17 protein-coding genes are annotated in these 20363 nt (G+C 54.7%); all 17 read right to left on the bottom strand.

Annotation, left to right across the window (positions count from 1 at the left end):
• Positions 1–3: 3 nt before the first annotated feature.
• The 17 genes from FKP33_RS01120 to FKP33_RS01200 all read right to left on the bottom strand — a co-directional run bounded on the left by FKP33_RS01120 (position 4) and on the right by FKP33_RS01200 (position 20186).
• Positions 4–1491 carry a UDP-N-acetylmuramoyl-L-alanyl-D-glutamate--2,6-diaminopimelate ligase gene (locus FKP33_RS01120; protein WP_127608533.1) on the bottom strand — a complete coding sequence of 496 codons (1488 nt, stop codon included), beginning with the start codon at positions 1489–1491 and terminating at the stop codon, positions 4–6.
• Between the two features lie 219 nt (positions 1492–1710).
• Entirely contained in the window at positions 1711–3660 is a 1950-nt protein-coding gene (locus FKP33_RS01125; RefSeq protein WP_127608532.1) for a stage V sporulation protein D, read from the bottom strand.
• A gap of 76 nt (positions 3661–3736) precedes the next feature.
• Positions 3737–5998 carry a peptidoglycan D,D-transpeptidase FtsI family protein gene (locus FKP33_RS01130; RefSeq protein WP_141333761.1) on the bottom strand — a complete coding sequence of 754 codons (2262 nt, stop codon included), beginning with the start codon at positions 5996–5998 and terminating at the stop codon, positions 3737–3739.
• A gap of 29 nt (positions 5999–6027) precedes the next feature.
• Complete coding sequence (gene ftsL, locus FKP33_RS01135) at positions 6028–6486, bottom strand: cell division protein FtsL (protein WP_127608530.1); 459 nt, start codon at positions 6484–6486, stop codon at positions 6028–6030.
• 14 nt (positions 6487–6500) lie between these two features.
• Complete coding sequence (gene rsmH, locus FKP33_RS01140; RefSeq protein WP_127608529.1) at positions 6501–7457, bottom strand: 16S rRNA (cytosine(1402)-N(4))-methyltransferase RsmH; 957 nt, start codon at positions 7455–7457, stop codon at positions 6501–6503.
• A 33-nt stretch (positions 7458–7490) separates the two neighbouring features.
• On the bottom strand, positions 7491–7928 hold the full coding sequence (gene mraZ, locus FKP33_RS01145; protein WP_127608541.1) for a division/cell wall cluster transcriptional repressor MraZ: 438 nt from the start codon (positions 7926–7928) through the stop codon (positions 7491–7493).
• Positions 7929–8046: 118 nt separating this feature from the next.
• Entirely contained in the window at positions 8047–9090 is a 1044-nt protein-coding gene (locus FKP33_RS01150) for a DUF4349 domain-containing protein (RefSeq protein WP_141333762.1), read from the bottom strand.
• 272 nt (positions 9091–9362) lie between these two features.
• Complete coding sequence (locus FKP33_RS01155) at positions 9363–10631, bottom strand: adenosylhomocysteinase (RefSeq protein WP_127608527.1); 1269 nt, start codon at positions 10629–10631, stop codon at positions 9363–9365.
• A gap of 35 nt (positions 10632–10666) precedes the next feature.
• Entirely contained in the window at positions 10667–12292 is a 1626-nt protein-coding gene (bshC, locus tag FKP33_RS01160) for a bacillithiol biosynthesis cysteine-adding enzyme BshC (RefSeq protein WP_258313350.1), read from the bottom strand.
• 124 nt (positions 12293–12416) lie between these two features.
• A complete protein-coding gene (locus tag FKP33_RS01165) occupies positions 12417–13376 on the bottom strand; it encodes an ABC transporter ATP-binding protein (protein WP_127608525.1) in 960 nt (319 codons plus the stop codon).
• The gene (locus tag FKP33_RS01170; protein WP_054797365.1) at positions 13373–14398 is read right to left on the bottom strand and encodes an ABC transporter ATP-binding protein; all 1026 of its coding nucleotides are present in this window, start codon (positions 14396–14398) and stop codon (positions 13373–13375) included. The genes FKP33_RS01165 and FKP33_RS01170 overlap by 4 nt, the downstream gene beginning before the upstream one ends.
• Before the next feature lie 28 nt (positions 14399–14426).
• The gene (locus FKP33_RS01175; RefSeq protein WP_127608524.1) at positions 14427–15341 is read right to left on the bottom strand and encodes an ABC transporter permease; all 915 of its coding nucleotides are present in this window, start codon (positions 15339–15341) and stop codon (positions 14427–14429) included.
• Positions 15341–16276 (bottom strand): ABC transporter permease, encoded by a 936-nt coding sequence (locus FKP33_RS01180; protein ID WP_141333764.1) that lies wholly within the window; start codon positions 16274–16276, stop codon positions 15341–15343. Before FKP33_RS01180 ends, FKP33_RS01175 begins: the two co-directional genes overlap by 1 nt.
• Positions 16277–16500: 224 nt before the next feature.
• Positions 16501–18168 carry a peptide ABC transporter substrate-binding protein gene (locus tag FKP33_RS01185; protein WP_141333765.1) on the bottom strand — a complete coding sequence of 556 codons (1668 nt, stop codon included), beginning with the start codon at positions 18166–18168 and terminating at the stop codon, positions 16501–16503.
• A 304-nt stretch (positions 18169–18472) separates the two neighbouring features.
• Positions 18473–18748 (bottom strand): late competence development ComFB family protein, encoded by a 276-nt coding sequence (locus tag FKP33_RS01190; protein ID WP_054797364.1) that lies wholly within the window; start codon positions 18746–18748, stop codon positions 18473–18475.
• 13 nt (positions 18749–18761) lie between these two features.
• Positions 18762–19157, bottom strand: coding sequence for a DUF3397 domain-containing protein (locus FKP33_RS01195; protein ID WP_127608521.1), 396 nt, complete (start codon positions 19155–19157; stop codon positions 18762–18764).
• A gap of 27 nt (positions 19158–19184) precedes the next feature.
• The gene (locus FKP33_RS01200; RefSeq protein WP_141333766.1) at positions 19185–20186 is read right to left on the bottom strand and encodes a ketopantoate reductase family protein; all 1002 of its coding nucleotides are present in this window, start codon (positions 20184–20186) and stop codon (positions 19185–19187) included.
• Positions 20187–20363: the final 177 nt, after the last annotated feature.

Genomic DNA, 20363 nt, shown 5'->3' on the forward strand with positions numbered 1-20363 from the left:
GCTTCATCGTCCCCTTATCGCTTCCTGAGCCACCAACCGGTCGTCGAACGGATGTTTGACGCCGCAAATTTCCTGATATGTTTCATGCCCTTTGCCCGCGATCAAAACCACGTCTTTGGCCCCGGCACGCCCAATCGCCTTGCGGATCGCTTCTTTGCGGTCTGCGATCAGTTCGTACCGGGACGTATCCCAGCCCGCTTCGCGAAGACCCGGCTCGATGTCGAGCAGAATCCGCTCGGGATCTTCCGTCCGCGGGTTATCGGACGTCACGTAAATATAGTCGCTGTAAGACGCCGCAATCGCCCCCATCACCGGCCTCTTCTTCCGGTCCCGGTCACCGCCGCAGCCGAACACGCAATACACGTTTCCTTCGGCAAACTGGCGAATCGTCGCTAACGCGTTCTTCAAGCCGTCCGGCGTATGGGCGTAATCGACCAGCACCAAGTAAGGCTGCCCGACGTCCACAATCTCCATCCGCCCCTCTACCGAAGCGATCCGCGAGATGCTGTCCGCAATACGCTGCAGCGGAATCCCTTCGGCCAATGTTGCGGCGATGGCGCCCAGGGCGTTATAGATGTTGAATCTCCCGACCAGACGCATCCGCACCTCGGCTTCGCCCTGAAACGTCAGCAATCGAAAACGCGTCCCGCCCGCCGTCATTTCGATATCAACCGCTCTCACATCCGCAGTCTCATCGTCAATCGCGTATGTAATGGTCTGTGCGGCGGTCGCTTTACGGTAATACGCCGATGCGGCATCGTCCGCATTCAGCACAGCGAACTGCCGGCGGGCCGGGTCTTCCGTATACTCGTTCCCCAGTCTGGAGAAGAGAAGCCCTTTCGCATCCCGGTACTGTTCCATCGTCAGGTGATAATCCAAATGATCTTGCGTTAAATTGGTAAAAATACCTGTGCGGAACCGGCATCCCTTCACCCGGCCCATATCCAGCCCGTGGGAAGAAACTTCCATTAACGCGTAATCCGTACCGGCCTCGACCATGTCCCGCAAGATGCGCTGCAATTCCAGCGCTTCCTGCGTATTCGTCGCTTTATTCTCGCGGTATTCCGATCCGATCTTGACATGAATATTGCCCATCAAACCGGTCTGAAACCCTTGATCGCTCAAAATGCTTTCCAATATATACGTCGTGGTCGTCTTGCCGTTCGTACCCGTCACTCCGATCAGCTTCAGTTCCCGGCTCGGATACCCGTAAAAGTGATTCGCAAGCACGGCCGCCGCCATTCTGGCATCGCGCACGAGCAGCGTCGGAACGCCCGCCCGCAGATCGCGTTCCGCAACCAGCGCAGAGGCCCCCCGCTCAACGGCGACGGCGGCGTAATCATGACCGTCCACAGTCAAACCCGGTACGCAGATGAACAAGTCGCCCGGTTTGACCTTGCGGGAATCGGTCGCCATGCCGGTCACTTCCGTGGCGCCGTCGCCGATCAGGCGGCTCGTGACGAGCTGGGAGGCCAGTTCTTGTAGCTGCATCGAGCGTCCCCTCCATTGGTCAATAAATCGTAAAAAAAAAGCACGGATGATCGATCTCCATTTTCACACATGGTCTCGATAAACCTTTCTTCGTTGAATAAAAATCCGCACGGATGATCGATCTCCATTTTCACACATGGTATCTATTATGGACAAAAAAACGCCCGATGAAAAGCCCAATTTTCAATTTTCATAATGAAATTGCGGGACTGGGGCCGCTTAAGACGCCGGCGGCGCCGGCTCCTGCGGCACGCCCGTGTCGGATAAGTAGATGCGAATCGTGGAGCCTTGCTCCACACGCGTGCCCGGCTTCGGCACCTGGTTGATCACCGTCTTGCCGGTACCGGATTTGGCCAGCTGAAAATTCATATTTAAATCTTCGTAAATATCGGTGACCGTCATGCCGACGAGATTCGGCACTTCCACGATGCGCTTGTCGCCATAGACGTATTTGCGGTCGAGCTGGTCTTTCCGCGGAGGCACCTTCATATAACGCAAGGTATCTTCCATCATGCTCTTCACGAGCGGCGCTGCGATCAATCCGCCGAACTGGATGCCTTGCGGGTCGTCTACGGCCGCATAAATGACGACCTTCGGATCGTCCGCAGGCGCGAAGCCGATGAATGAAACGATGTGCTCGTCGGCGGAATAACGTCCGTTAATAACTTTTTGCGCCGTTCCCGTCTTCCCTCCGACACGATAGCCGTCGATGAACGCGTTTCGTCCGGTTCCGTTCGCCACGACGCTCTCCAGCGTCTCGCGCACCTGCTTGGACGTCGCCTCGGAGATGACCTGCCGCACCATGGTCGGCTCGACCTTCTGCACCATCTCGCCGGACTCCGGCTTATACCAGGCCCTCGCCACATGCGGTTGGTACAGCTTACCGCCGTTGATCGCCGCCGAGATGGCCGTAATTTGCTGAATCGGCGTCACCGAAACTCCTTGGCCGAACGAGGTGGTCGCCAGCTCGACCGGACCGACGCGGGACGGCTTGAACAGAATGCCGTTCTCCTCGCCGCCGAGGTCGATGCCGGTTTTTTTGCCAAAGCCGAAGTCGTGGATGTACTTGAACAGCAAGTCGGTGCCCAGACGCTGGCCCATGACGACGAAGCCCGGGTTGCAAGAGTTTTCAACTACCTGCTGGAACGTTTCGCTTCCGTGTCCTTGCCGCTTCCAGCAGCGAAGACGCGCCCCCGCCACCTCGATCGAGCCGGGATCGTGAAAGCCTTCGGTCAGCTTCACTTTGTTTTCCTGGAGGGCCGCAGCAAGCGTAATGATCTTGAAGGTTGATCCGGGCTCGTAGGTCATCCAAATCGGCAGGTTGCGGTTATAGCTTTCCACCGGGTATTGCTTGTAGTTGCTTGGTTCATAACCCGGCCGGGACCCCATCGCAAGAACCTCGCCGTTGTTCGGATCCATGGCGATCGCAACGATGTGTTTCGGTTGATATTTCAGCATCGCTTGATCAAGCTCCCGCTCCATGATCGCTTGAATGTTGCTGTCGATCGTCAGCTGCAGATTGAGTCCGTCCATCGGCTCTTTGTACGTGTCGGTCGATCCCGGCATCAGCTTGCCGTTGGCTTGCGCCAAATACGAAATGCCGCCATTGAGACCCGTGAGCAATTTATCATACTTCAATTCTATGCCCGTCAAGCCTTGATTATCAATTCCGGTAAAACCGAGCACATGTGCGGCCAATCCGCCGAACGGATAATACCGTTTGTTGTCTTCGGTGACAACAATGCCCGGCAGCTGCATATTGCGGATTTCCTGCGCTTTTTCCTGCGAAATTTTGCGGCCGCCGGGCTTGATATAAGCTTGAGATTTGCGTACTGTAATTTGTTTGTAAACTTCCGCTTCGCTGAGGTCGAGCGCCGCCGCCAGCTTGGCCGCCGTCATCTGCGGATCTTTGATCTGGACAGGAATGGCCATGACCGTCGGCGTGCTTATATTGTAGGCCAGCTGTACGCCATTCCGGTCAAGCAGCTCTCCCCGTTTAGCCGTAACCTCGATGTTTCTTCGCCAAGATTCCTCGGCTTCTTTCGACAGCCTCGGCCCCATCCATATTTGCACGTACGCGAGCCGCACCACCAGCGCGAAGAACAAAATCGTTCCTATTATCAGTGCGGCGAATAATCGTCGGCGAACCGTTACATTCGATGCCCGCATGCCCGCTCCTTCCCCCTCCTGAATCAAGAATGGTTTCATATCATCCCTATTCAGGACAACCCGGGGTTAGAACAAGCTATCGTTTGGCGGCGTTCTTATCGGTTTTGCTTCCGGTTGCGGACGATGGGGATTCAGCCGGGTTATCCGGCGTCTCCAACAGTTCGCTGTATGGCTTCAGGGACAGCGTCAGCACCCGCTCGCTCTCGGTTCCTTCGAGCGTTTGGGCAGCCACATACCCTTCTCCTACGGATTGACAGCGCACTTTCAGGAGCGAGCATACTTCCATCGCGTCGCGAAGCGATTTGCCGGTTAAATTCGGGATCGATACGTGCTCAGGCTGTTCCAGCACTACATAGATTCGTTGCGAATTCCCGATTTCAGTATCAGGAGCAGGCAATTGGGCCAAAACGGTCGAGCCTTTTCCATACGATTCCACACTGACGCCCGATTTGTTCATTAAAGATTTCGCTTGGTCAAGCGTCATGCCGGTCAAGTCCGGCGCTTTCGTCTTCTCGCTGACCGGCGCCGGCTGCGTCTGCACCGTCGTCGGAGCAAGCCCCATATAACGCAGCGATTGCGAAACAATCTCGCGAAACGCAGGCGCGGCAACCTCTCCACCGCGATGGTAGTCCCCGCCGAGATCCGGCTCGTCGGCGATAATCGTAACAAGAATGCGCGGATTTTCAATCGGGGCGTAGCCGATAAAGGAAATGACCCATCTCCCTTCGGCATATCCTTTTTCACCCGGAAGCACTTTGTTGGCCGTACCTGTCTTACCGGCGATCCGGTAGCCGTCGATATAGGCTCTTTTTCCCGTTCCAATATCCTGGTCGGAGACTACCTGCTCCAAATATTCGCTGACTTGCTTCGCCGTCTTCTCCGATACGACTTCGCGGATCACCTTCGGTTCGAACTTCTGGATGACCTCGCCGGTATCAGGCTTCGTAATCTCTTTAATCAGATGAGGCCACATCAGCTTGCCACCGTTCGCAACGGCGGCATAGGCGGCCGTTTGTTGAATGGCGGTAGCGGTCAAGCCTTGTCCATAGGTCGCCGTTGCAAAATCGGGAGCGTAACGCATATTGACGATACCCGGCACCTCGCCGGAAATGTCGATGCCCGTCCTTGCGCCGAAGCCGAATTTGGTAATATATTGGCGCAGTTTGTCCTGCCCGAGCTTCTCGATGCCAAGCTTAACGAAGGCGACGTTACTCGAACGCTTCAAACCTTCTAAGTACGAAATTTTCCCCCATCCTGAAATGTTATGGTCATGAAGACGCCGGTCGGCCACTTTGATCGAACCGGATTGATACGTCTCATTCGGATTGAACAGCCCTTCTTCTACGGTAGCCGCTAATGTGACCAGCTTGAAGGTAGAACCGGGCTCATATTGGGAGGCCACGGCATGATTAAGAAAATCTCGCGTTTCTTTCGTTTCCCAATATTTGTTCGGGTTGAACGTCGGGACGTTCGCCAATCCTAAAATTTCCATCGTTTGCGGATCGACCGCAATCGCCGTTATGCTTTTCGGCTTGAATTTCTCGTTCACCTTCTGCAAGGCGCTTTCGATATAAAACTGAATATTTTTATCGAGGGTCAACTTCACATCATCCCCGTTGACAGCCGGCTGATACCGGCTTTGCGAGTCCGGCAGCTCGACGCCCTTCCGGTCTTTCTCATAAATCAACCAACCGGGAGAACCTCTCAAATATTTATCCAGCGTTAATTCCAGCCCCATAATCGGCTTATCTTCCTTGTTTATATATCCGATCAGGTGCGAAGCCATCGTCTCGGCGGGATAAAACCGCTTCTGCTCGGGAAGCAGCAGGATTCCCGTACTTTCGTTTTTCTTGGGCAGCTTCGACTGTAAATCGGAAATCATCTTCTTAATTTTATCAGCCGTTTCGGCGTCGATTTTCCAGCCATCGTTCCCCAGCTCCACCTGGGCGTAATACTTGCCGTCCTCTTTCTTCTTGTTGATGCGCGTACGGATCTTGTCCTCCATCGCCATCACAGCGCCCGCATCGTCAGCCGGACTTAAGATTGCCGCCAATCCTTTGATGACATCCAATTCAAGTCCTTTGTTCATAATCGTTTCCGGCTCCAACGCGATCGTGTAGGAAGGCGCATCTTCCGCCAAAGCCTTGCCGTTCCGGTCGGTTATCGTGCCGCGGATAGGTGGAATTTCTTTGTCCATCGCCCATTTTTCCTTCGCTTTGGAGAGCAGCTCTTCGCCTTGAACAACCTGCACCCAATACAATCGGGTCACCAGAACAGCAAAAAGGAGGGTGAATCCCCCTCCAATGAGTAACGACCGCAGTTTCACCATTTTCGTCATGGTCTTATCCCCCTATTCCCGCTTACGGATCAGGGCTGATCCTTCGTTTTCTTGACGCCGGACGCCGTCTTGGTTTCGGTCGATTTAGACGCGGCTTGTCCATTCGAATCGGCCGCGGCTTTGTTCTTGTTCGTCTTCACTTGATCGGGCTCAGGCGTTACGAAGCCGAGCTCCTTTGCTTTTTCGAGCATCCGGTGCGGCTCGGACAAAGCATCCACCTTTTGCTTCAAAATGCTGTTCTCCGCTTCCAGCTTGGCGATTTGCTGCTCGATGCTCCTGATGTTGGCATTCATTTCGTAAATTTGCGCGTAACGCCAAATAATCAACCCTGCAACGACGACGCAAATCGCAACCGTAAACAAATACAACAGCTTTTCCTGCAGCGGCAGCGTCTTATTCCGTTGTACGACGCGCTTCGTCTCTTTCGCTTTCACCTGTTGCTCCGTTCGCTGCTCCACCGCTAGGTTTCCATGAATATAAGCCGGCAAAATAATTCTCCCCCTTAATCCTTCACTTTTTCCGCGATTCTAAGTTTTGACGAACGGGCTCTCGGATTTGCTTCGAGCTCCTCTTCACCCGGTTCTATCGGCTTACGGTTAACCAGTTTCAATTGACCTGTCGGGTTGCATGCGCACATCGGAAGATCGGGCGGACATATGCATTTTGCCACGTACCCGGCGAACGTCTGCTTGCAGATGCGATCCTCGAGCGAATGGAACGTAATGACGGCCACCCGCCCTCCCGGAGCAAGGCAGCGCACCGCTTGCTTCAGCGCATCCTCGAAGGCGCCAAGCTCGTCGTTGACGGCAATCCGCAGCGCTTGGAAGCTGCGCTTGGCGGGATGCGGCCCGGTTCTGCGCGCGGCAGCCGGAATCCCTTCTTTAATCAGCTCGACCAGCTGTCCCGTCGTCTCGATAGGAGCTGCGCTGCGGGCGGAGACGATGTTTGCGGCGATGCGCCGGGCGAATTTCTCCTCCCCGTATTCGAACAGAATATCGGCGATTTCTTTCTCGGACCAACCGTTAACAATATCTTTCGCCGTAAGCGGCGCTGTACGGTCCATCCGCATATCCAGCTCCGCATCGTGGTTGTAGCTGAATCCCCGGTCGGCTTCATCGAGCTGCGGCGAGGAGACGCCGAGATCGAACAAGATGCCGTCGACCTGTGGATGCCCGTCCTTCACGGCCTCTGGAATTCGGGAGAGCTCCTGTTCCAAATAACGAAAGTTGCTGCGTACGAGCCGTACCTTGTCCTGAACGCCGGAAAGACGCTCTTTGGCGTTCGCTAAGGCGATGTCGTCTTGATCAAATGCGATCAGCAGCCCGCCCGGACCGAGTCTCGACGCAATTTCCAAACTGTGCCCGGCTCCGCCAAGCGTACAATCGACATATATACCGTCAGGCTTTATATGTAATCCTTCCACGGCTTCTTGCTTAAGCACCGTAATATGATGAAACACGGCTCCATCCTCCTACATCGAACTAACACCGGATTAAAAGTCAAAATTGAAGTCGACAAGCTTCTCGGCGATTTCGGCAAACGATTCTTCCGATTGCCTGGAATAGTCTTCCCAGATTGCCTTACTCCAAATCTCTACCCGGTTGGATACGCCGATCACGACGCAATCTTTCTCCAGCTTGGCATGGTCGATCAACGTATTCGGCAGGTTTACCCTGCCTTGCTTGTCCAGCTCGCATTCGGTGGCGCCGGAGAAAAAAAACCGCGTAAACGCACGCGCATCCGATTTCATCAGAGGCAGCGCCTTAAGCTTTTGCTCCAGAACAGACCATTCTTGCATGGGATACACGAACAAACATTGATCGAGACCGCGAGTGACGATGAACGATGCTCCGAGGGCTTCACGAAATTTGGCAGGCACAATCATACGGCCTTTGTCGTCGACTGTGTGCTGATACTCCCCCATGAACACCACTCGCCACCCCCTTTCCCTCCACTTTACCCCACTTCCCACCACTTGTATAGTAATGTTTCGCCATATTAACAAAAAATCCTGCTTCATCGTCGCGATGAAACAGGATTTTTTCGATTTATTCGGTTTTGTTTTCTTCCGCCAGCCGCTGTCGCACGCTTGCCAGCTTCGCTTTCCTTCGGCGGCGCACCCACCAGAGCGGAATGGCGACGATGACAAGCAGCACAAGAATCGGAAGCGCGCCGGCCAGTACGACAACGATCCCCTGCAGGACGACGTTCAGCACAGTCAGCGAGCCCTGCAGCGCGGCGGATGCCCGTTTGGCGAGCGGCCCTCGTTCTTGTGCGCCGATCGCCTCCGCCGAACCGATTTTTTGCGCGATGCGCAGATCGATGGTGGAGTACGATACGTTTTGCTCCAGATAACGCATACGCCCTTTAATACGTTCGATTTCTTCCTGCACCTTGCCCAGCTCGCTCGAGAAGGCTACCAGCTCATCCGCTTTCGTCGCCTTCTCCATGAAGGAAATCAACCGGCTTTCCACAAGCTGCTTCGCCTTCAATCGGGACGAGAGGTCCACATATTCCTCCGTCACATCCTGGCCTTCCATCGATTTGCGCATGGACGGATTGATTTTCTCCAGTTCGACGAGCAGCGATTGGAAGCCGTTCGCCGGGACCTTGATGACGAAGGTGCCGGACTTCTCCGATGCCGATGTGCTTTCGTTAAACTGCAGCACATAGCCGCCCGAACGCTTAACCGCCTCCTGCACGCGCGTCTCGGTGTCCGCGTAGTTCTCGACCTGCATCGATAGGTTGGCGCGATAAATAATCTTACGGCTGTATGCATCGTCGCCTTCCGCGGCCGTTTGCCCGGTAAAGCTCCCGCCCTGCGGCGGCGCGTTCTGCGAAGACGCGGCGGCGGCGTTCTGCGCTTCGCCGCCCGCCTGATCGGCAGCGCCCGCACTGACGCTTTCGTGCTGAGCCGAGTTTGCCGTCGGTGCTCCCGATTTGGCGGCCTCGCTCGCGGATTTATCGGAGCTTGCGGAGCTGCAGCCCGCGAGCGCCGACGCGATAAGCGCCGACGCGAGCAGCAGCCTCGCGCCCCGGCGGTTGATCGCGACTCGGAACCCGTTGCCCGACCGACTTCTCTCTTCTTTCATTCGATAATCCCCCTCGCTCTCTGCAATCGATCCGTCAGGCCGCCCTCCGTAATCCTAACAGGAAGCGCAGCCTTATCTATCCAGACGATTAGGGAAGAATTGATGTTGCACAGACCGCCAGCCCGAATTAAAAAAACGCCGATTCCGATCCAAAGCGCCCCTTCCCATACGGCCGAAACATACCGGAAACATCCGAGAAGCCAGGAAACCTTGCCCTTATCGTCCAAAAAGCGCCTCGACCGTTTCGTCGAGGCGCTCCTTATACAATCGTATTAATGCTCGGCCCAGCTGTCCAAGTACGACTTCTGCTCGTTCGTCAGCGTGTCGATACCGAAGCCGAGCGCCGCCAGCTTGAAGCGAGCCACCTGTTCGTCCAGCTCGTAAGGCACGTTCACCACTTTGCTGCCGATTTGCTTATAGTTGTCGTTCACATATTTCAGGGACATCGCTTGCAGTGCGAACGTCATATCCATAATTTCCGCAGGATGACCGTCGCCTGCCGCCAGATTGACGAGCCGTCCTTCCGCGAGCAGATAAAACTTGCGGCCGTCCTTCAAGGTATATTCTTCGATATTGCGGCGCACGGTACGCTTCGATACGGACAATGCCTCGAGCTCCGGTTTGTTCACTTCGACGTCGAAGTGGCCGGCGTTGGACAACACCGCACCGTCCTTCATCACTTCGTAATGCTCGCCGCGAATGACGTCGCGGTTGCCTGTGACCGTGACGAAGTAGTCGCCGACTTTCGCCGCTTCCACCATCGGCATAACGGCAAATCCGTCCATGTACGCTTCAACCGCCTTGATCGCATCGATTTCCGTCACGATCACGTTGGCGCCGAGTCCTTTGGCCCGCATCGCCACACCTTTGCCGCACCAGCCATATCCGACAACGACAACTGTTTTCCCGGCGACAACGAGGTTCGTCGTCCGGTTGATACCGTCCCAAACCGACTGGCCCGTACCGTACCGGTTATCGAACAAATATTTGCAGAACGCGTCGTTGACGGCAACCATCGGGAACTGCAGCTGTCCGTCTTTCTCAAGCGACTTCAAGCGCAAAATGCCCGTGGTCGTTTCTTCCGCGCCGCCGCGCACCTTTTTCAGCAAATCCTTGCGCTCGGAATGAAGAATCGTCACCAAGTCCCCGCCATCGTCGATAATCAAGTCCGGCTCGGTCTCAAGCGTTTTGAGCATTAGTTCCTTGTACTCCTGCGGGTCCGGGTTGTACTTGGCGAACACGGTAATCCCGTCTTCGACGAGCGCCGCGCACACGTCGTCCTGCGTGGAGAGCGGGTTACTGCCGCAGATCGCCACCTCCGCGCCGCCGGCTTGGACAACCTTGGCCAAATAGGCCGTTTTTGCTTCAAGATGAAGCGAAATCGCCACTTTAAGCCCTTTGAACGGCTGTTCTTTTTCGAATTGCTCGCGAATTTTATTCAGCACCGGCATGTGGGCATTCACCCAATCGATTTTCAAATGCCCTTCGTGCGCGAGCGAGATGTCGCGGATAATACTGGAATCTACCGTACTTTTAGCCACGTAAACTTCCTCCTCATAATAGATAATGAAATGAATTACATATAACAGATGCGGTGCTTGCCGTCAATTTCATGCGGGGTTTGCACCAATTCGTCCAGCCAGGCGCTGCCGTACTTGTTCAAATACGCGGAGATATTGAATACCCGCTCCTGCAGCTTGCCGGACGGCAGGACGGATTGACCGATCCGCGCGAACTGGCGCAAGCCCGATTCGTTCTGCGAACGGAGGCCGTCTTCCGCCTTTTGCCCGAAGAAGTCGATTTGCTCCAAAATTTTGCCTAAATTCGTTTCACCCAGCTTTTGCAGGCCCGGATTGATCTCGGCGACCGACGACACGATCGGCTCGTACAGCTCCCGAAACTTGTTCTTGACGTCGGCAAAACGATCCTTCAGCTGCCAGCGGTCTTGCGCTTCCAGCCAAGCCTGACGCCGTTCCTCCAGACGGAACCTGACGTCGTCCAAGGTCAGCCCGAGCTTCTGCATATTCTTCTGAGCGGTCCCTTCCACAATCGTGAAGCCAAGACGCGGCCACAAAATCGGCATACGCATGCCAAGCGTATGGAACGCTTGCTGCGTCAACCCCCAGTAGGCGATCTCCGCGGGGCCGAGCACCGTGCCGAGCACCGGCAGCAAGTAATCCTGCATGAGCGGCCTCGTCATCACGTTGTTGCTGAGCCGCTCCGGCGCGGTCTGCGCCCAGTCGAGCAGCTGCTCCTTCGAAAACCGGCGCTCGCCTTTACGATCCGTATAGCACTGACCTGACGCATCTGCAAACAGCAGCGTCCGCTCGCCCCGCTCGTCGAACACGAACAAGTTCAGACTGTTCTCGCTCCCGTCCGCCTGAGGCTCGTATCCAAGCTCCTGCAAGCGTGCCCGATTGCGCAGCAGCGCCTCGCCGATCGCAGACGAACGTTTGATCAACGTATGGAACATCGGTCCCTCCAGCCGGCGCAGCGCAGGATCGTCCGAATCCAGCAGCACAAGCCCGTACTTGCCGAACAAGCCCGCCAGCAGCTTCGCGAACCCATCCACCAATGTGTCCGAAGACTCCGCCGCGAAGCGGAATTCCGCCAGCACGCCTTCCTTAAACTCGGTAGGCATCAACGATGCATCGAGCTGCGCCAGAGCCGATTCCCATTGTTCGCGGCTAAGTAAGGTTTGGCTGACCGACGTACGCCGATCGTCCGGACGCTCCACCTTCATTTTCTCAACCCGCAAATCGGCCGACAAGAAATAGGTGTGATTCACTTCGTCGAAATCGTGATCTTCCCCGGCAATCCAAAATACCGGCACAACCGGCCGGTTCAACGCTTCAGCCGATTGCCTCGCCGCCTGTATAATGGTGATCGCCTTATAAACGACCATCAGCGGCCCCGTAAACAAACTCGCCTGCTGCCCTCCTACCACGCACAACGTGCGTGCATCGCGCAGCGATTCGATCCCTTGCAACGCCTCGGGAGCGTTGCCGGCCTTGCGATTGAAAGCCCGCAAAGCTTCGGCAAGCCCTTCGCGATCTGCACCGAACGGCCGTTCACGGTCTAACCAGTCCGCGCGCGCGCTCCACGCCCCCTTCGACCAAGGGTCGTAATCGTAAAGTCCGCTTGCCTTCTCGGAGCGATTTATGTAATCGTCGGTCAAAGGCTGGCCGGTTCGCCATTCCACTGTTTCCAAACGCAAAGCTCCCGCCGCCCTTTCCTCTGTATGGAGTCGAACTCGTATTGACAACTCATTCCTACTGATGTTAACAAAAAAAGCCCCCAAAGAGCAAGGGGCTTCTCGTAAGCTGTTAATAAAGATGGCAAGCGGTAAAGTGTCCCGGCTTCACTTCTTTGAATTCCGGCATCACCGCTGCGCATTCCGGCATCGCCATCGGACAGCGGGTCCGGAACGGACAGCCGCTGGGCGGGTTGAGCGGGCTCGGAATCTCACCCTGCAGAATGATGCGCTCGCGCGTACGCTCAACTTCGGGATCCGGAATCGGGATCGCCGACAGCAGCGATTGCGTGTACGGGTGCAGCGGGTTCGCGTACAGCTCCTCCGCCGTCGTCACCTCGACCAGTTTGCCCAAGTACATCACGCCGATGCGATCGGAGATGTGCTTGACCATCGCCAAGTCGTGCGCGATGAACAAGTAGGTCAGACCGCGTTCCTTCTGCAGCTTCTTAAACAGGTTGACGACTTGCGCTTGTACAGACACGTCCAGCGCCGATATCGGCTCGTCCGCAATGATGAACTGCGGCTCGATCGCGAGCGCCCGGGCAATGCCGATCCGCTGGCGCTGACCGCCCGAAAACTCGTGCGGGAACCGGTTTGCGTGTTCTTCGTTCAAGCCGACGGCTTGCAGCAGCTCGGATACGCGAGCCTTGCGCTGCTTGCCCGTGTACAGCCCGTGAATATCGATTCCCTCAGCGATAATGTTGCCGACGGTCATCCGCGGATTCAACGAAGCGTACGGATCTTGGAACACCATCTGCATGTGACGGCGAAACTCCTGCTGCTTGCGGCCGCGAAGGCCGTGAACGTTCTCTCCGTTAAAGAGCACCTCGCCGCCGGTCGCTTCATAGAGCCGGATGATCGTGCGACCGGCCGTCGACTTGCCGCATCCGGATTCGCCGACGAGTCCGAACGTCTCGCCGCGCTCGATGGCGAAATTCAAGCCGTCGACGGCTTTCAACGTTTTGCCGCTGCCCAGGTGAAAATGCTTCTTCAAATCGCGAACTTCCAATAAAGGCTGCGGCTTGCTCATCGCGAGACACCTCCCGTTTCTAGCGGACGTTCGACCTTCGGCGCGTCCGGATGCAGCAGCCAACAGGCGGCCGCATGCGTTTCGGAGAGCGGGGTCTGCTCCGGATCGTTCTCCAGACATACTTTCATCGCATAAGGGCAGCGCGCTGCGAAAGCACAGCCCTTGGGCGGTGCGAACAGATCCGGCGGCGTGCCCGGAATCGGAATCAGATCGCTATCCTTGTCCTGATCCAGGCGCGGTACCGAACGGAGCAGCCCCCATGTGTATGGATGTCTCGATTGATAGAAAATTTCATCGACGGTACCTTGCTCCACCACTTTGCCCGCATACATGACGACGACGCGCTGCGCCATCTCCGCGACGACGCCAAGGTCGTGCGTAATGACGATGATGGACGCTTCCGTTTGCTCCGACAGCTTCTTCATCAAGTCGATGATCTGCGCCTGAATCGTCACGTCAAGCGCCGTCGTCGGTTCATCCGCGATCAGCAGCTTCGGATTGCACGCCAGCGCGATCGCAATCATCACACGCTGCCGCATGCCGCCGGAGAGTTCGTGCGGATATTGGTGAATCCGGCCTTCCGGATTGGAAATGCCGACCAGCTTCAGGATTTCAACCGCTCGCGCGTTAGCGGCGTCACGGCTCAAGCCTTGATGCTTGATCAGGCCTTCTGTTATTTGCTTGCCGATTGTCATCGTCGGATTCAGCGACGTCATCGGATCCTGGAAAATCATCCCCATCTCCGAACCGCGGATGCTCTCCATCTGCGAATTTGAACAGCTGGTAATTTCCGTCTTGCCGTCAAACAAGATCGAACCGCCTTTAATCCAGCTCGGCGGCGAAGGAATCAGCCGCATGATCGTTTGTGCCGTCACGGATTTCCCGCACCCGGATTCGCCTACGATCGCCAATACTTCGCCTTTATCTAAATGAAAGGATACGCCCCGCACAGCTTGTACTTCGCCGGCGTAGGTGCGGAACGAAACCCGCAAATCCTTAACTTCCAATATCGGTTTACTCATGAATTGTCACCTCCGAATAACTGACTGCTTATTTGCGCATCTTCGGATCAAGGGCATCCCGCAGGCCATCGCCGAGCAGGTTGAAGCTCATCAGGATCAAACTGAACAGCAGCGTCGGGAAAATAACCCGATGCGGATACAAGCGAATCGAATTCGCGCCGTCGGACAACAGCGAACCTAACGATGCCAGCGGAACCCGGATGCCAAGTCCGATAAAACTGAGGAACGCTTCAACGAAAATCGCCGAAGGGACGATGAACGTAATTTGTACAATAATCAAACCGAGCGCGTTCGGCACCAAATGCTTCATAATAATGCGCGCGCCCCCGGCGCCGAGGGTACGAGCCGCAAGCACGTATTCCTGTTCCTTCAATTGTAAAACTTGACCGCGCACAAGCCTCGCCATAGGCACCCAGCCGGTGATGGCATAGGCAATGATAATCGTCTTGAAGCCCGGTCCGATCACGATAATCAACAAAATGGAAATCAACAGAAATGGGATCGAATAAATAATTTCGATGAACCGCTGCATAATATCATCGACGCGGCCCCCGTAGTAAGCGGAGATTCCGCCGTAAATGACCCCGAACACGAGGTCGAGCAGCGCGGCCGTAATTCCGATCGCAAGCGAGATCCTCGTACCCCACCATACCCGAACCCACAAATCCCGTCCGAAGTCGTCCGTGCCGAACCAGTGGACGGCCGAAGGCCCCATGTTTTTAATATCATAGTTTTGCGTCGCATAGTCGAATTTGGACAAAATCGGACCGAAGATCGACAGAAGCGTCAGAAGGATGAGCGTGATCAAGCCGAACATGGCGAGCTTGTTTTTTTTCAACCGCCGCCAAGCGTCCTGCCAATTCGTCATCGACGGACGAACGATCGTTTCCCGGTTCACTTCTTCCTTGCCGACCGGCTGGAACAGATCTTTGGATATTTCCATCATTTGCTTCCTCCCTTCGCCAAGCGTATCCGCGGATCGACAAGCCCATAGAGCACATCGGTAATAAACAGCACCACGACGAGAATAAACGCATAGAAAATCGTCAAACCCGTAATCATCGTGTAGTCATTGGAATAAATCGACTGGACGAAATGCTTGCCGAGACCCGGCACTACAAAAATTTGCTCCACGACCAGCGTACCTGTAATCAGGTTAACGAATACGGGACCGAGCACCGTAATGACCGGCAAAATCGCATTCCGGACCGTATGCTTCACCACAATCGAAGGCGAGGATAATCCTTTGGCCCGCGCCGTCTTAATGTAGTCTTGATTCAGCACGTCGAGCATCGACGTTCGCATAAGCCGCGCCAGGATGGCAATGGTACCGAACGATAACGCGATGGCGGGCAGTACCCTGGACGAAGGCCCTGTCCACATGCCCGGCGGCAGCCAGCCGAGCTTCACGCCGACGAAATAGGAGAGCAGAGGTCCGAGCACGAAGGAAGGAATCGAAATCCCGACGATAGCCGTAAACATCGCCGCCACGTCCAGCCCCTTGTTATGATTTAACGATGCAACAATACCGAGAATAAGACCGACGACAATAGCGATCAGCAGCGCCCACAATCCAAGCTCGAGCGAGGCCGGGAATGCTTGTTGAATAATATCCGTCACTTTACGCGTAGGAAACTGGAACGAAACACCCAGATCGCCGTGAATGACGTTGTTCATATATTTGAGGTACTGATTCCAGATCGGCTGGTCGAGACCGTATTGGGCATACAGGATCTGACGCTGCTCAACGGTCATTTTCTGCGAGTCTTCGCCAAACGGGTCCCCCGGCAAATTTTTCATCAACACGAATGTGAATGTCACAATGAGCCATAAGGTTACCACCATATACACCAGACGTCGTAGCAAGTAACGAAGCATGGCACACCTCCTAAACTAGTAAAAAAACAATTGCGCACAGCGCGGCCGAATCAGCCGAACTGCTTCGCAAGCATAGTAGACAACACCAGGGACTATGTTTGCGAAGCAGTTCCGCGCAACCGCCGTCCTTACCTGTCGCCAGCGGTCCAAAAGAAAAATCGAGGCCGTTCTTCATAAGCAGAACGGCCCCCTCTTGCATCGAATCAGCCTCGATTAATATAAAATTACTTGATAGAAACCCATTTTAATTCCCACTCTTTGGACATCGCCGGCAGAATCAAACCGTCGACATTCACTTTCTTCGCGTACGGACGCGTACGGAAGTAGAGCGGGGCGACCGGTGCGTCGTTCATCAACATTTTCTCGGCGTCAACGAGCATTTGGGAACGTTTCGCCAAGTCAACCTCTTTGTCGGCCGCTTTGACCAGATCATCGTAAGCTTTGCTGTTGTACTGCACGTAGTTAAAAGACTTGTTATCGGACATCCACATGTTAAGGAACGTCATCGGGTCGTTATAGTCCGCGCCCCACAAAGCGATCAACGCGTCAAAGTTGTTCTCCTGCATATTTTTCACGCGAAGTGCGAATGGCAGCGGTTCGCCGTCCACTTCGACTCCCAGATTTTGTTTCCATTGCGCTTGAACAAACTCGATCGTTTTCTTAGCCGTTTCCGTATCGTCGGAAGTCAGCTTGAACTTCGGCAATGACGTCATGTTCAGTTCCTGCAAACCTTCGGCAAGCAGCGCCTTCGCAGCTGCCACGTCGTACGCAAACTGCGTATCGCCCGCTACTTTACGGAACTCTTGCTTGTTGCCGTCCATCACTGTTCCCGGCACCAAACCGGTGGAAGGGATCGAGGCGCCGCCAAGCACAACTTCATTCAACGCTTTCCGGTCTACGGCCATGCCGAGCGCTTTACGTATTTTTGCGTTAGCAAACGCCGGCACTTTGTTGTTATGGAACATGATATAGCTGGTAACAAATTCCTTTTTCAGCGTCAATTCCGGCTTGCCCTGATACATTTGGAATTGATCGCCTTTAAGTTCCGTCAGGTCAACTTGATCCGTCTCAAACATATTCAGAGCCGTATTCGGGTCTTTGACGACGTTAACGGTAACTTTGGTCAACTTCACGTTAGCGGCGTCCCAATAATTTTCGTTTTTGACCATGACGAGCTGCTGCTCATGATCCCACTTTTCCAGCTTGAACGGACCTGCGCCGATTACCTTGTCCGCATCCGCGCCGTATTTGTCGCCTTGCGTTTTCACGAAGTCCGCTTTCTGCGGGAAGAAGATCGGCATGGACAATTGATCGGTGAAGAACGCGACCGGACGCTCCAAGGTGATTTCAAGCGTTCTATCGTCCTTCGCCTTCACGCCGAGCTCCGCTTTCCTGGCTTCGACTTCTTCCGGCTTCGCTGTATTCAAAGCTGTTCCGCCTTTAATCCAGGCAAGCATCGATGCGTATTTCGCTTTCGTGGCCGGATCCAGGGTGCGTTGGTAGGCCCACACGAAGTCATTTGCGGTCAGCGGCGAGCCGTCTGCCCATTTCAAACCGTCACGCAGCGTGATCGTGTACACCAGACCGTCCGGAGAAATGCTCGGCAGTTCTTTAGCTAGCGCCGGCTCCGGCTTGCCTTCCCCGTTAAGACGATACAAACCTTCATTGATCGCATTGATGATCGTGAAGGTCGGGTTTGTCGTAGCAATCGAGCTATCTAAAGCTGGCGGTTCGGCCGATAAATTGATTCGAATTTCTTGCGCCGACGCTTTTCCGGGTTCTGTTGCAGCACCCCCCGCTTGGTCATTGTTGGCATTGCCTGAACATCCCGCAACCGTAGCGCCAAGCACGGCCGTTACAGTCGCCAAGACTAGAAGTTTATTCAACTTCATAGACATCCTCCTCCTCAAATATGTAATTATATGTTAATTCCGAACTAGTCCAGAATTCCCACCAAAGTAATATTATCCTGTATTTATTCATTGAATTTATTACCTTTCCAATTGTAAATAGCTGTAACCGTTGCCAGATAGAAATTATACATCCATTGGTTAATAAATTCTAGTACTATTATTTAACATTGGTCAATTATTAGATGATGTAGCCGCACAAAAAAACGCGGCAGCTTCCCTGTTTCCTGAAAAAAAGAGCCTACGTCATAGGCTCTCAAATCAGGTACTATTTTATTCGCAACATTTAAGATAAATCCAACTTGCGCACCGAGTTCAACACCTTATCGATCGCATAGGACAATTCGCGGTAAACGTCGGTTTCGGCCTGCATCCCCATCTGGGCCTTGGCAATCACTTCTCCCCTAGCGGTTGAGACGTACTTCGCGGGCAGCCGATTCAGCGCGATGGCCATAATGTCGCTCTGGGACTTCTCGTCCAAAGCGGACAATTGCTCTTGGTGCAGCATTAAATCTTTTAGACACGCTTTCACAACATCCTCCATCAAATTATGTACGTTCAAACGTCTTCTCCCCCTAAGGCTCAAACATATACTTTCCTATTCCCACTACAAGCAGCAATACGTAACAAGCCGTTAGCACAAGGAACCCGAATCTTCCCAGCGTACGGGCGATCTTCATCATATCGATCCGGCCCTTGAGGCGGTTTTGTAAATTTCCGAGCAAACCCGCGGCAACCAGAAACAGAAGCACGATCGTCCACGACAGCATCCCGGAACCGAACAAATTGCGGCTCATGAAGGCGACGGATCCGATAAGAAACAGCGTTGTGATGTCCATACTAAGGTGCGTGGCCTTCCGCTTATCCCGGCTGACCCAATAGGCAATCGTCCAGACGATGAAAAAAGCTACGAAAGGAACAAGAGCAAGCAGCATATAGAGCTGATGAAGCCAACCGATCAGTACATTCATGACATCACCCGATTCGAACGAAATGGTTCAGCCGTTTGCCGAATTCCGCTCCTCCAACGCCTTCACAAGTCGATAGACGCTCTTGTGAACCGTCATGTCAAGCCCGAGGTCCTCACCCTTCCGGATCAGGCTTCCGTTAATGGCTTCGATCTCCGTCCGCCTTCCGGCCAGTATGTCCTGCAGCATAGATGAACGGTTAGTCGCCGTTAGCCTGCAAACTTGAAGCAGACGCTCCCAGAGTCCTGATTCCAACTGAATTCCCAGCGCGGCGGCAACCTTCTCGCCTTCCGCCAGCAAATCGCGCATGTAATCCTGCAGCCCGGAAGTTTGCAAAAGTTCGCCGTTGCGCACGTGCAGAATAGCAGTCAACGGATTAACGACGGCATTGATCAGCAGTTTTTGCCAAATGCGGCTAGTGATGTCATTCGACAGAAAGGTACGAAATCCTGCCGATTCGAGCTCTTTTGCCAGATTTTTTTGTGTTATTTCCATTAATGAACGCTCCGTCCCCGACACATCCTGAAATCGGGATGAATCCGGCGTCCAAGGCCCTGCCCAGGTTTCGCCTTGACCGGTATGGTCTGCCGCGGTATCCGACCGCTTCAGCGCGGCTTCGGTCGTAACGGCTAGAAGCAGCCGGCCGGCCGGGATATGCGTCGCCAGCGTCTCGGCGTGGCCGATTCCGTTCTGCAAGCAAACGACCCACGACATCGGCCCCATACGGCTTCTCAGGTTCTCGGCCAGCTGAACGGTGATGTCCGTCTGTTTAACGGTCAGGACGATATAATGCAGCTCAGGCGCTTCTGCGACGCCGCGGCTGCCTGCATCCGGCTCATCGATCCGGGTCACGTCCGGGAAGACGCGAAGCGGCGCTTCACCTTCGCGGCCCAGCGTGATCCCCTCTTGCGCCAGCCGCTGTCGTTGTTCCTCCCGCCGCACGACCAGCTCGGTCCTGTAACCCCCGGCCGTCAATTTAGCGGCAAACAATATCCCGAGCGCTCCTGCGCCAACAATGGTGTATCGACCCAAACGAACGTCACTTCCTTATCGGGTTTCTCGAACTTCTTCTCCCAACTCTACCATAAAAGCCAGGTCCGGTCGAAGGTTCTCGCCCCGCATCAGGTCCGCTCTGCCGAAAGCACAAAAACCTCCGTTCGGTTCCGGCACCATGATCCGGCATACCAAGAGGAGGCTTCGTTTTCTCGC

Origin of the sequence: Paenibacillus sp. tmac-D7 (assembly GCF_006519665.1) — a bacterium.
Lineage (GTDB): Bacteria > Bacillota > Bacilli > Paenibacillales > NBRC-103111 > Paenibacillus_G > Paenibacillus_G validus.